This window comes from Clostridium estertheticum subsp. estertheticum (genome assembly GCF_001877035.1).
Lineage (GTDB): Bacteria > Bacillota > Clostridia > Clostridiales > Clostridiaceae > Clostridium_AD > Clostridium_AD estertheticum.
The window spans coordinates 3,480,659-3,492,524 of the sequence record NZ_CP015756.1 but is presented as its reverse complement, the minus strand read 5'-3'; the positions used below and the strand labels follow the sequence as shown (position 1 = coordinate 3,492,524).

Genomic DNA, 11,866 nt, shown 5'->3' with positions numbered 1-11,866 from the left:
GACTTATGAATGATTTTAACTTTTTTGATGCTTATACAGGAGTTAAAAAAGATTTTAAAAAAGAATATTTTTATGCTGTTATAGTATCTGCAAGTTTAGTCTTATTAATTATTTTTACATATGCATTTAATTATTTTAACATAAGTAAGTTAAATTCTGAAATTACGAATATTCAGCAAAATTTAAATTCAAAAGAAAATATTGCTAAGTTAAATGAAATAAAAAATGAAGAAAAAAAATTAGCTATAATGAACAAGTACTATGGCGTAGTATCCAATATCAGTGAGGGTATAAATAATAAAGATTTTGTAGGTAGTAAAGTAATGGATAAAATAAATTCCTGCGTTCCGGAAGGTGTGACTTTTAAAGTTATGACTTTAGATGCGAATGGAGTTCAAATTCAAGCTGAAGCAAAAGACAGAGAAACAATAGCGGTGTTTGAGCGCACTTTAAGAAATTTAGATTTTGTAAAGGACATTCACATTGATATCATAAATTCTTCATTGACAGGTAATAAAAAGTTTACGTTTAGTGTGAAGTGTAATTTAAAGGACGTTGATAATTATGAAGGTAACTAAAAGAGAACAAGTATTAATAGGGGTCTTATTAATAGTGTTGTTATGTTATGGGTTTTATAATTTTGTTTTTTTGAAACAAAGTCAAAATATAGCTGAATTAAAAGCTAGTAGAGATGCGTATTCACAAAAATGGGATCAAGCTAAGGCAAAGATAACGTCAGAAAATGAAATAAAAGAACAGTATAAAAATTTAAATTCTAAAATATTTAATGCAACAGGTATGCTATTTCCATCACTAGAGCAGGAAAAAATTATAGTGATATTAGATAAAATGATTAAAGATAGTAATCTTCAAGCATATGTATTAGCGTTTTCAGAAGTAAGTAGTGGAAACAATTTTGTAGATACGACAAAAACTGTAAATAATGAAGATAAAACCAAAAATACTACAAATAAATTAGACAAATTAGTAAACGACTTTAATGGCACCTCTAAAAATGAAACTAATAGTAAGAAGACTAATGACTCAAAGATTATTGGCGCATATAAAATGGAAGTCACACTTAAATTTAATGGTGTGTATGATGAACTTATAAATTTTATAGCACAAGTAGAAGATTACGATAAAAAGATAATTATAAAAAGCATAACACTAACTGGAGCTGAGGGCAGTGAAGTATCAGGAAATATTACATTAGAGTTTTATGGTGTCCCTAAGCTCAATAATAATGATGACTTTAAGTGGAATTATAAAAAACCTAATGGTAGTGAAAATCCTTTTTTTCAAAGTCCAACTACATCACCAACTAATAATGAGATAACTGCAAAAAATGGGGATAAAACTGTGGCAAAAGATGAAAACACTGTAGCAAATGATAATAGCAAGAGTGACTTTGTTTTATATGCAAAACCTAAAACAGCTGATTTGCATACAGTAACAATAGAAAAGGGAAAAGATGAGTCAAAGTTATCATATATTTATGTTGACAATGCGGGGGTAGAGTTAGTAGAGTTTTATTTCACTCAAATTGGTACTAAATATTTTTATAAATATAAAACAAGTAAGGGAACATATCCTAAAGATTTTAGTAAGCCTATTGAATTTGTTCCTACTGGGAAAAATATAGCTCTAGACATTTTTTCACAAAAAAGAGGCTTAGGCTCAGATTTATCAGGAGTAAATATTAATATTACAAATGATACTGATAAAAAAGTTGATGTTGATATTTTAGATGATGATAAAAATAAGCCGAGGGTGAAAATACTAAAACAAATAGGTGATATTTCGGTTGTAAGAAATTACATTCAATATGTTAATAAGTGATTAGAAAGACTTAGAAGTTTTAGGGGAATTTATTATTTAATGCATTATAAAAGAAATTCGACTAGATGGTCGTCAATATTAATAAAAATATATTTACTTAAGAAAAAAACAGGAACGGCTTCATTTTAAATGAAATGATTAGATAATAGAAAAAGCTAAACTAGCAGCAGAGAGAGAACATGGTGCTTTATTTGGTAATGAAAATGTCATAATATTAGGTGAAGCAACTTTAATTAAATAGCATCTGTTATTGACTGTTACTGACGGCAAAGTTTCTACTAAATTTAGTTTATGCCTATTTAGTGGAAGTAAAGGAGTGAGATTTTGAATATATTTAAAAAAACAAAGAATAATAAAGGAATGATATTACCATTAGTATTGGTTGTTTTAGTTGTATTAAGTATATTAGGTATAACGGTGTTAAGTATAAGTCTTGCTGAGAACAAAGAATCAGCATATCAGGAGAATAAAATGCAAGCTTATTATCTTGCTAGAGCAGGAGCTGAAGCAGTAGCTAAGCATATTATAGATATGCCAAGTGATATAATTAACATTAAAGGTAAGACAAGCGATATTACTAGAATTGATAATTCTGATAAAGGCTATTTTCAAGTTCAAGTTAAAGAAATTTCTTCTTCTGAACTTAATATTATATCTACAGGTACGGTTGGCATGCACAGTGAGGGAGTAACACTTTCGCTAAAAAAATCAAGTGGATCATCTATATCTAAATTAGAGAACGCTCTTTATGTAAATAGTAGCATAGAATTTACTGGAAGCACAAAGATAAAAGGCTCTGTTATGACAAACTTCACAGATGCATCTCAAATTTTATTTGACAATAGTGGAGAACAATATATTACAGGCGATTTACTTGTTCTTAACTCATCTATGAAAAAAGCTGATATAAATAGGTGGGGTACTAATTATGGATATAAAATTCAAGGGAGTTTGAAATTATCAGATACAAGTATGCCTACGTTTGAAATGCCTGTATTTCCAACATACCCTCTTGAATCTGGCAGTTTACCAGGAATTAATAATACTCTCAAATTAGATTGGAGTAATAGTCCATACACAATAATTAATAGTGGATATTATAAAGGAGGAATAGAGGTTCCGCCTGGTGAAATATTAAATATTAATGTTAAGGACTCTGACATGATTATTAGAACTAAATACCTAAGAGTTGGGGGAGTAATTAAAATAAATAAGACTGGAATAGGAAAGGTATATGTCTATATTGATGGCACAGATCAAAGCGATTTTCAGGTGTCTAGTGGTATGATAAATGTAGATGGTAATTCTAATGATCTTTTAATATATTTTAAAACCAATATATTTGATACAAATGGTAATATGATTGTGAATGCATCAATATATGGACGGCAATCAAATATTCATATAGGTGGGTCTGATAAAATAAATGGGAATATAATTGCTGGAGGAACTAGTGTAAAGGTCGATGGGGATGTAAGTGCAAATGTTAGAGTTATTTATGCTCCTAATGCTGCGGTTAATCTTGATGGAAGTGGTAAAATTAAAGGCTCAATTATTGCTCAGAGTTTAAAAATGACTGGTGGTAGTTTACTAGAGTATGCATCGCTTGTAGAGGATAGCAGCCTAGACATCATATTTGGTAGTAGTGGTAGTTATAAATATGATAAATGGAAATAAAGAGTAAAGAAGGATATGAAGTTATGGAAAAAAAAATAGATAATAAGCAAGGATTTACATTAATTGAGGTCGTTGTAGGAATAGCTTTATTGGGGATTATAATCATTAGTTTTATGCCAGTATTCTCTAATTCTTTTAAGGGAATAACTAATTCTGGGAAAAAGAGCAATGCATTATATAGTAGTCAAGAAGGGATAGAGAAGAAATTACATGGGGGTACAGATATTAACTCAACTGATACACCTAAGAGAATAACAATTAAGTTTAGCGGTGCTGAATTTGATGTTAACGGAAAAGCAATACTAACTGAAATACCATTTGGTAACAATGGGAATAAGACTATAGTTAAATCATTTAAGCCTGATTAAATATTGAGGCTATTTCATGGCTACCTATAATTTGTATTTAGGTGAGCTACTTTATTTGATTTGTTTGAAATAATCATGAGTATCCTATAGTACATTCTTTACTCTAAAAGGAGAATATTATTATGAGTTGTTATTATAATAAAAAAGGATTTACATTAATAGAGATAATTGTAGTAATTGCTATTTCGAGTATATTGATTACGGCTATATTTTCTGTTTTGTCTTTTGCACAAAGAGGATTAAGTATGAGTGAAAAGAGATTTCAAACACAAAGTGGAGTACGTATACCTTTGGAGTATTTATCAAAGCAACTTCGAAATGCATCTTCGCTTTCTATTATAACAATAGAACAAGCCAAGCAAGATTTGCTCAATAATAAAGCTAATGATTATATATTTATTGAAAATGGCAAGATACATCATTACAAATATAATTCTGGAACATATACTGAACTTATTTTATCCGAAGGTCTAACAGAAAACAATATTTTTAGTAAAGCCGGTGATGATGTTTTAAGTATTTCACTGTCTTCACAAGCATATCAATCAACAACAAATATTAAAATGATAAACTTTTCTTTGACTTCTCCTGTTACAATAATACAGGGTGAAATTACAGATAAAGCTATAAAATTTAGTCGAGTTAATAATTGAGTTAAACAAATAACAAAATTCTGTAATTACACTGCATATGCAACGGAGTGTGCACTTGTAATGTAAGGAAGAATCATGTATGGTGAAAGTTAGTAACCGTCCATTTGAATGAAAACTTTTAGATGTCGAGTGGAAGTTCAATAAGTGGTAAACTCAGTTCTAAAGGGAATATAACATTGACAGTAGCAACCAATAAGCGGATTTGTTCTACTACATTTATTTATTAGAAAGAAGTCGAATTAATCACCTAATAGCAAGTGGGAAGCAAGCTCCACACAATGGTGACTGTCACTTGTCGAAAGCTGAGTAGTAAACGAGCACAGTCTCCGCTGCGCTCCAACTATTCCCGTAAGTACCCCTGGGTGAAAATTTACTAATAGCAAGAAATCAGTTTAATAACCCAAAGACATGTCAATACTTCTAACAGAGGTGATGGCATGTCTTTTAAAATTACGTGGAAAACACACATAATGTGTATAATAATAGCTTTTGCAACTGTGAAACTCCTGGGGAGTAGCACAGATAATATACTTGATAACTTTTTTCTAAAGCCTTATATATTTTACCCAACTAAATACTTAGTAATTAATTTTTGTTTATATGTACTACTTTTAATGATTCCTATATCAATTGTTCATGAGAGTATTCATGGACTCGCATATAGGATTTTTGGTGGTAAAGTTAAGTATGGATTTAAGGGGATTTATGCATATACGCAAGAAATATCTGGGATACCTATAGATCGTACTAAATTTTTAATTATTCTTTTATCACCATTAACAATAATGTCTATTGCTACGTTGTTGTTACCTAGTTGGCTAGGGGGCATAATATTTCTTCTTAACTTATTAGGTGCTTCAGGGGACTTGTATATGTCTTTTAAACTTATAAAATATGATTCTAATAGCAAGATAGTTGATAGAATATATGGATTTGATGTAGTCTAGAAAAGCCATGGCTCTGGTGACTGTCACTTGTCGAAAGCTGCGTAGCAAACGAGCACAGTCCCCGCTGCGCTCCAACTGTTCCCGTAAGTACCCCTGGGGTGATATCAATTTTTGTAGTTATTCCTTAATTATGTTTATAAGTTCTATTTTATAATTTCCATCAGGGGATTCCACTTCAACTATATCTCCTATTAACTTTCCAAATAACACTTTTCCTATTGGAGACTCAATACTAAATTTACCGTTTATTATATCTACTTGAAGTGTTGTTACAAGTTCTATTTCTTCGATATCATCACTGCCTTCAAATTTTATCAGCAATTTATTGCCTATGTTTGCACCAGCAGTTTTACCAATGACGTCATCCATAATTTCAGCACTTCTAATCATTTTTATTAAATAACCCATTCTTCGAAAGTTCTCGTACATATTTGATTTTGCAGCTTTATATTCAGCATTTTCACTTCTATCACCATGAGCCGCAGCTAGCATTTTTTCATGGGCAATTTCCATTGTTAGTGGTCCTTTGCGATAATCAAATTCTTTTTGAAGCTTTTCGACATCTTTTTTAGTAAGTTTATTATTCATTTTTTCATCTTCTTTTATTTCGTATTATTAAATGTTTTTATATGTTAAATAATACAATTATAGCACAGTTTAATTTTTATTAGAAATGTAATAATTTAGTAACGTAAGTTATAATTTATTATGATATAATCATAATAAATTATATAAGATTGTTATCGATGTATTATCGCTTTATTATCTAAAGTGGGGGGAGATTATATGAAAAAAAGTAAAAAAATAAGCCGAGTATTATTGTCTTTAATTATAGTTTTAGGTGTATCGGTTTCAAGTATAGGTTCATTAGTGTATGCAAATCAAATAAACGGTAAAACCAAAACTGGTTCTGTTTCTTTAATTGGAGGTAATAGACTAAAACAAAGTAATTATATTAAAAATTTTAGTAATGTTTATGCAACGAAAACAATAAATAAATCAGAAGCCGTGGTTACTTATAATGTGACTACTATTGATGAATTTAAAGCAAAAGTAAATTATGCTATATCTAATAGAGTTTCTGAGGTAAATATTAATTATACAGGGTCTAAAAGTGTTGGGGATAGTATTAACTTTATGCAAGACACAGTTTTGACAGCAGTTAAGACAGCTGGAAATGACTATGAAAAGAATTTATTAAAATCATATGCTTATAGCATTACAGAGTTTGGTGATAATGAATTTAATGTAGTATACACATTTGATTATCTAGAAACCAAGGAGCAAGAAAATCAGGTAAAGGCAAAGGTCAAAGAGATACTCGGACAAATAGTAACACCTGAAATGACGGAAGGTCAAAGAGTAAAGGCTATAAATTCTTATATTTGTAAAAAACTATCTTATGACACAACACATACTAACTTTTCTGCTTATGAGGGGTTACTTGGAAGTGGTAAAACAGTATGTCAAGGCTATGCATTACTAGCATATAGAATGCTAACAGATGCAGGTCTTCAGGCTAGAATAATAACAGGAGCCGCATATAATGGTAATGATAGTGAAAGTCATGCTTGGAATATGGTAATGGTAGGGAGCAGTTGGTATCACCTGGATACGACTTGGAATGATCCTTTACCTGATGTAAATGGAAGAGTCATAGAAACATATTCTTTATGTAGCGATGCAGAAATGAGGTTAGATCACAGTTGGGACAAGACTTTATTTCCAGTAGCTTCAAAAAAATATAATGTATATACAGATACTACTGTACCCAAAATTTTAGCGGCAATGCAGAAAAGTGTAACATTAAATTCTTCTTATGTGTCAGTTGCAAAGGGTAAAGTATGTGTGAAGGGATTATTAGCAGGTGACATAATAAATGTTTACGCTGTAAATCCTGCCTTAACAAAAGGTGCGAAAGCAATATCTAAGGCAACTGTAAGTAAAGGATATTCATATTTATTTGCTGCATTTAAGACTACTGCAAGCAAGCTTTATGTGACTAGAACCTCTGTAAATAAACTAGAATCAGTTGCAATTACGATAAAAAGTAAATAAGAAATCTATAAAAAATAGATCTATATTTTAAACAACTATATGTTCCCATTTTGATAACAAATTATAAAAAAATTTGTTGTGAGAAAGGGAGCATTTTTATGTCTAAAAATATTTAGAGCAATTAATCATTGAATTGAATACTAATGATAGTATAGTAAATAAAACAAAAAATAGAATTTGAAAACTTGAAACAAGGAGGTATCAATAATGGGTAAAATAATTGAATGGAAAAAAGAAGAAGCTAACAATAAGGTTATAGAAGATATTGAAGAGGATTCTTTGTTAGTTATTCATCAATTTGTTAAAGCTTATTATGAGGACGAGAAGCAAGGAGAGATCCATCCTTATGAAATAAATGGTTTTGAAGTAGGTCTGATTTCATATCTTAATCTTTTAGAGAAGGGACTATTACCAAACATCATTAAAAATATTAATGTTTTAGCTGTTAATAAATTTGATAGGCTTTCAAAATTATTTCCAGAAGTTGATATTCCACAAGAGTTTTATATTGGATTTCTTAAAGGGTTCTGCAGCATTTATGATAAATACATGTAGTAATTAATGGGGGTGAAAATAAAAAACAAGTCTTACATTATTAATGTCAGACTTGTTTTTTACTTAGTTGTTTTTTCTACTGATTCAGCAAGACATTCATCAATAACATCTTTACTGATAACGAATTCATTTTTGTTATTCATATAGTTTTCACTCCCTTCCTCATATATAAATAATACCATAACTATGTTAAAAGGATATTAAGAGAATATTAAGATTAAGAAAATTTTATTTATATTTGAGACTCTAAAATGGACATATTAGATCAATCATTATGTTATAATATTGCATATAAAACAAGCTTCAAAATATTATAAATATCGATTAAGTTTTATTAAGGGAGGAATTATAATGTTATATAGAAAGTTTGGAAAGACAAATGAAATGGTTTCAGCTTTGGGGTTTGGGTGTATGAGGCTTCCAATTCTTCCAGGAGGAAATCAATCTCAAATAGATGAGGAAAAATCAATGAAACTTGTTCGCTTCGCAATTGATGAAGGTGTTAACTACATAGATACCGCTTATCCTTACCATGGGACAGGTATGGGTAGTGGTGGAGCAAGTGAACCATTTGTAGCAAAAGTGTTGAAAGATGGATACAGGGAGAAAGTAAAACTTGCTACAAAACTTCCTAGTTGGCTTATAAAAACAAGAGAAGATATGGATAAATATTTAAATGAACAATTACAGAGACTTGAGACAGATAGTATTGATTTTTATTTAGTACATGCTCTTAATGTTGATACTTGGGCAACGCTAAAAACACTTGGAATTTCTGAATTTTTAGATGCAGCTATAAAAGATGGAAGAATAAAATATGCAGGATTTTCATTCCATGATAAACTTCCTCTTTTTAAAGAAATAGTAGATTATTATGATTGGTCATTTTGCCAAATCCAATATAACTACTTAGATGAGGATTTTCAGGCTGGAACAGAAGGCTTAAAGTATGCATCTCAAAAGGGGCTTGGAATTACAATTATGGAACCGCTTAGGGGAGGAAAACTCGCAGCTAATCTTCCCAAAGAGGCTATTAATGTTTTTGATAAAGCAGATGTAAAAAGAACGCCAGTGGATTGGGCTTTAAGTTGGGTATGGAACCATCCAGAAGTATCAGTTATATTAAGTGGAATGAATGAAATGAAGCAAATTGTAGAAAATATAAAAACAGCAAATATGGCTAAGGTTAATTCATTAACAGACGAAGAATTAAAGATAGTTACCAAGGTTAAAACTGTTATTGAGGAAAAAGTAAAAGTTAGTTGTACAGCCTGTGAGTATTGTATGCCCTGTCCAGCGGGTGTAAATATTCCTAAAAATTTCACTTTCTATAATAATCATTTTATGTTTGACAAAGAGGAGAATTATTCTTTAGCAGTTCCCAATAAGGAAAGAGCATCAAATTGCATAGAGTGTGGTAAATGTGAAACTCATTGCCCTCAAGGCATTTTAATTCGTGCAGAATTAAAGAATGTTAAAGCGTTATTTGAATAGAATATAAGAGATTAATAAAATAAAGGAGACTTTATGAAAAAAAAATCTTATCTATTTAGAAATAAGAATTTTTCTCAATTTAAGTTCGGAAAAGTAATTATTATTTTTTTTGTAATAGTTAGTGTAATTATATTTTTTCCACATTTCTTTAGAAATACTTATGTAGTAACAATTGAGAGCAAACGAATAATAAAACATGATAATAAGGATACGTATTTAATTTATACGGAAATGCAAAATGGGGATATAAGAGTATTTAAAGATGATAATAGTATATTAGAATTTAAAATACTATCAGAAGATATGTATTGGGGACTTATAATTAATAAAAAATATGAAATTAAAACATATGGATTGAGTATACCAATATTTTCATCTTATCAAAATATAGTAACAGCTAAAGGGGTAAAATAGCATTCTATCTTACCCTCTTTTATAATCTGCCTATTTTGCTTCCTATAACATAGCCTACAACACCTAAAATTAATGTACAGAGAATATATATAAAAGCATTTAATTTTTCTTTTTCCTTAAATAGGTTAAAGCCTTCATACATAAAAGTTGAAAAAGTTGTGTATGCACCCAAGAAGCCATCACCTAGGAGCAGTGCTATATTACTGCTTACTCCAATTGTACTTACAATACCAAGCAAAAGGGCCCCTGTAATATTAATTATAAAAGTTCCTATTGGAAAAGAGTGTTTTGATTTTTCGCTTATAAATTTACCAAGGCTATACCTAACCAAACTTCCCGCGGCGCCACCCACTGCTACTAACACGTATGTCATTAATTATACCTCCTACAGCTCATCCTAGTCTACATCACTAGGGATGTTTCTAGTTATAAAAATCGGAACTACCTCTCTTGCGACTATAACCCCAAAGTAAGCGGCGGCAAGTCCGAACATTGCTGAAAAACCAATATAAGATATAGAAGAATAATAGTATCCTTGGTTTATAAGATTTACGGTTTCTTTGCAAAGTGTAGAAAAAGTTGTGAAGGCACCCAAGAAGCCAGTAGCAATTCCTAGTCTTATATCAGAATCCATTTCATAGATTTCAAAGGCAATAGTTAGTATAAGGGATAATAGAAAAGTACCAGAAATATTGATTAGCAAAGTATTTATTGGTATAACCTCTTTATAATGATAAATGTGTATGCTTTTTATAACATATCTTAATATAGCCCCCAGCATACCACCGATGGCTATAAAAGTGTACTTTTTCATATTTTTGATTACTCCTTTAACAAAATCTATTTAATTGAAGTTTCAATTTCAGTTATTTTAGTGTCTATCTCCTCTTTCGATATAGCGCTCAAAAATGTAAAATTGCACTTCAAGGCCTCTTTTAAATTTTCGAGTGCTTCCTGAGGTTTATTTAAATTTAGCAGAGTAGATGCATAGTAATAATAGGCTGATGGAAAAGAGGGTTTCTCTAGCATTAATTCTTCATATAGTTTTAATGATTTATCATATTCACCTAACATATAATAGGTAGTTGCTAAATTATCTATTATGCCTGCGTTTGATGAATTGAATTTATAAGCTTCAAGATTTATCTCTAGAGCTTTAGTGTAATTATTTTGTAAAAGCAAAAAGTAACCTAGATTTTGATATATGATAGAAGATTTATATTTACTATATAATTTCATAAGGATATTAACTGCTTCATCTATATTATTTCTTTTCCACAAGACAATTGATATATTGAGCTTTATATTAATTTCATCATCAGGAGTTACCTTTTTATTTGAAAGTTGGTTCAATAAATTTTCTGACTTTTTTAAGTCACCTTTTAAAAGCAAATAGTATATGTAGTATAATTTTATTTTCATAGGTGAGAAATTTACATTATAGGCTTTTTCGAAGTATTTATAAGCTTCATCAATTTTATTCCTTTTATATTTATTACTTCCTATATAATAAATAATTGTTGCAAGATTCATGCGGACTAAATATAAAATAATAAAAAGAAAAGCTAATAATTTATTTATCACTATGAAGATAAATAATGCTAAAAGAAAAGCTATAATATTCATACATTTTTTTAAACTCATTTTATAACACCTTCTTATTGTATATTTATTATAACTCAAAAACCTAATATATTGCAATAAACTGATTAGGATTACAAAATATCTTAAAGGTACTTAATCAAATCAAAGCAGTTATAAAATTTATTTTACAACAGGAACTTTTATTAAATGATATCCTTTACAAAATCCTAAAAAGGTATAATATATAATATAAGTCTAATAATGGAGAGTATAG

General features: G+C 29.6%; 15 protein-coding genes. 10 read left to right on the top strand and 5 right to left on the bottom strand.

All coding sequences use genetic code 11. From position 1 onward, the window contains the following. The first annotated feature begins 5 nt into the window (after positions 1-5). From A7L45_RS16410 to A7L45_RS16385, 6 genes are all read left to right on the top strand, one after another. Entirely contained in the window at positions 6-578 is a 573-nt protein-coding gene (locus A7L45_RS16410; protein ID WP_071613790.1) for a PilN domain-containing protein, read from the top strand. Beyond that, the gene (locus tag A7L45_RS16405; RefSeq protein ID WP_071613789.1) at positions 565-1,842 is read left to right on the top strand and encodes a hypothetical protein; all 1,278 of its coding nucleotides are present in this window, start codon (positions 565-567) and stop codon (positions 1,840-1,842) included. Before A7L45_RS16410 ends, A7L45_RS16405 begins: the two co-directional genes overlap by 14 nt. 324 nt (positions 1,843-2,166) lie before the next feature. Further along, a complete protein-coding gene (locus A7L45_RS16400) occupies positions 2,167-3,519 on the top strand; it encodes a polymer-forming cytoskeletal protein (protein WP_071613788.1) in 1,353 nt (450 codons plus the stop codon). Further along, entirely contained in the window at positions 3,510-3,887 is a 378-nt protein-coding gene (locus tag A7L45_RS16395) for a prepilin-type N-terminal cleavage/methylation domain-containing protein (protein ID WP_071613787.1), read from the top strand. Before A7L45_RS16400 ends, A7L45_RS16395 begins: the two co-directional genes overlap by 10 nt. Positions 3,888-4,009: 122 nt before the next feature. Then, positions 4,010-4,540: a prepilin-type N-terminal cleavage/methylation domain-containing protein gene (locus tag A7L45_RS16390; protein ID WP_071613786.1), complete on the top strand. Its 531-nt coding sequence runs from the start codon at positions 4,010-4,012 to the stop codon at positions 4,538-4,540. Between the two features lie 437 nt (positions 4,541-4,977). Beyond that, on the top strand, positions 4,978-5,487 hold the full coding sequence (locus A7L45_RS16385) for a DUF3267 domain-containing protein (protein WP_071613785.1): 510 nt from the start codon (positions 4,978-4,980) through the stop codon (positions 5,485-5,487). A gap of 117 nt (positions 5,488-5,604) precedes the next feature. Here the strand turns inward: A7L45_RS16385 and A7L45_RS16380 are convergent, their stop codons facing one another. Continuing rightward, on the bottom strand, positions 5,605-6,075 hold the full coding sequence (locus tag A7L45_RS16380; RefSeq protein WP_071613784.1) for a GreA/GreB family elongation factor: 471 nt from the start codon (positions 6,073-6,075) through the stop codon (positions 5,605-5,607). A gap of 198 nt (positions 6,076-6,273) precedes the next feature. Between A7L45_RS16380 and A7L45_RS16375 the strand changes: the two genes are divergently transcribed. Beyond that, complete coding sequence (locus tag A7L45_RS16375; RefSeq protein WP_071613783.1) at positions 6,274-7,545, top strand: transglutaminase domain-containing protein; 1,272 nt, start codon at positions 6,274-6,276, stop codon at positions 7,543-7,545. Positions 7,546-7,752: 207 nt separating this feature from the next. After that, entirely contained in the window at positions 7,753-8,100 is a 348-nt protein-coding gene (locus A7L45_RS16370) for a hypothetical protein (protein ID WP_071613782.1), read from the top strand. Positions 8,101-8,159: 59 nt separating this feature from the next. Here A7L45_RS16370 and A7L45_RS24120 read toward each other — a convergent pair whose 3' ends face one another. Then, a complete protein-coding gene (locus A7L45_RS24120; RefSeq protein WP_257786553.1) occupies positions 8,160-8,282 on the bottom strand; it encodes a hypothetical protein in 123 nt (40 codons plus the stop codon). Positions 8,283-8,451: 169 nt separating this feature from the next. Here A7L45_RS24120 and A7L45_RS16365 point away from each other — a divergent pair, with 169 nt between their 5' ends. Continuing rightward, the gene (locus A7L45_RS16365) at positions 8,452-9,594 is read left to right on the top strand and encodes an aldo/keto reductase (RefSeq protein WP_071613781.1); all 1,143 of its coding nucleotides are present in this window, start codon (positions 8,452-8,454) and stop codon (positions 9,592-9,594) included. A gap of 33 nt (positions 9,595-9,627) precedes the next feature. After that, positions 9,628-10,008: a DUF1523 domain-containing protein gene (locus A7L45_RS16360; protein ID WP_071613780.1), complete on the top strand. Its 381-nt coding sequence runs from the start codon at positions 9,628-9,630 to the stop codon at positions 10,006-10,008. Positions 10,009-10,027: 19 nt separating this feature from the next. Here A7L45_RS16360 and crcB (A7L45_RS16355) read toward each other — a convergent pair whose 3' ends face one another. Genes crcB (A7L45_RS16355) through A7L45_RS16345 form a run of 3 tightly spaced genes read right to left on the bottom strand, consistent with a single transcriptional unit; the run spans position 10,028 to position 11,652 of the window. Beyond that, positions 10,028-10,381 carry a fluoride efflux transporter CrcB gene (gene crcB / locus A7L45_RS16355; protein ID WP_071613779.1) on the bottom strand — a complete coding sequence of 118 codons (354 nt, stop codon included), beginning with the start codon at positions 10,379-10,381 and terminating at the stop codon, positions 10,028-10,030. Between the two features lie 24 nt (positions 10,382-10,405). After that, positions 10,406-10,822: a fluoride efflux transporter CrcB gene (gene crcB, locus A7L45_RS16350; RefSeq protein ID WP_071613778.1), complete on the bottom strand. Its 417-nt coding sequence runs from the start codon at positions 10,820-10,822 to the stop codon at positions 10,406-10,408. Between the two features lie 26 nt (positions 10,823-10,848). Then, positions 10,849-11,652 (bottom strand): tetratricopeptide repeat protein, encoded by an 804-nt coding sequence (locus A7L45_RS16345; RefSeq protein WP_071613777.1) that lies wholly within the window; start codon positions 11,650-11,652, stop codon positions 10,849-10,851. Between the last annotated feature and the right edge of the window lie 214 nt (positions 11,653-11,866).

Coding starts and splice junctions, on each gene's coding strand:
- A7L45_RS16410 (WP_071613790.1), top strand. CDS start 6: ATGAATGATTTTAACTTTTTTGATGCTTATACAGGAGTTAAAAAAGAT.
- A7L45_RS16380 (WP_071613784.1), bottom strand. CDS start 6,075: ATGAATAATAAACTTACTAAAAAAGATGTCGAAAAGCTTCAAAAAGAA.
- A7L45_RS16390 (WP_071613786.1), top strand. CDS start 4,010: ATGAGTTGTTATTATAATAAAAAAGGATTTACATTAATAGAGATAATT.
- A7L45_RS16375 (WP_071613783.1), top strand. CDS start 6,274: ATGAAAAAAAGTAAAAAAATAAGCCGAGTATTATTGTCTTTAATTATA.
- A7L45_RS24120 (WP_257786553.1), bottom strand. CDS start 8,282: ATGGTATTATTTATATATGAGGAAGGGAGTGAAAACTATATGAATAAC.
- A7L45_RS16405 (WP_071613789.1), top strand. CDS start 565: ATGAAGGTAACTAAAAGAGAACAAGTATTAATAGGGGTCTTATTAATA.
- A7L45_RS16360 (WP_071613780.1), top strand. CDS start 9,628: ATGAAAAAAAAATCTTATCTATTTAGAAATAAGAATTTTTCTCAATTT.
- A7L45_RS16365 (WP_071613781.1), top strand. CDS start 8,452: ATGTTATATAGAAAGTTTGGAAAGACAAATGAAATGGTTTCAGCTTTG.
- A7L45_RS16385 (WP_071613785.1), top strand. CDS start 4,978: ATGTCTTTTAAAATTACGTGGAAAACACACATAATGTGTATAATAATA.
- A7L45_RS16395 (WP_071613787.1), top strand. CDS start 3,510: ATGGAAATAAAGAGTAAAGAAGGATATGAAGTTATGGAAAAAAAAATA.
- crcB (WP_071613778.1), bottom strand. CDS start 10,822: ATGAAAAAGTACACTTTTATAGCCATCGGTGGTATGCTGGGGGCTATA.
- A7L45_RS16370 (WP_071613782.1), top strand. CDS start 7,753: ATGGGTAAAATAATTGAATGGAAAAAAGAAGAAGCTAACAATAAGGTT.
- crcB (WP_071613779.1), bottom strand. CDS start 10,381: ATGACATACGTGTTAGTAGCAGTGGGTGGCGCCGCGGGAAGTTTGGTT.
- A7L45_RS16345 (WP_071613777.1), bottom strand. CDS start 11,652: ATGAGTTTAAAAAAATGTATGAATATTATAGCTTTTCTTTTAGCATTA.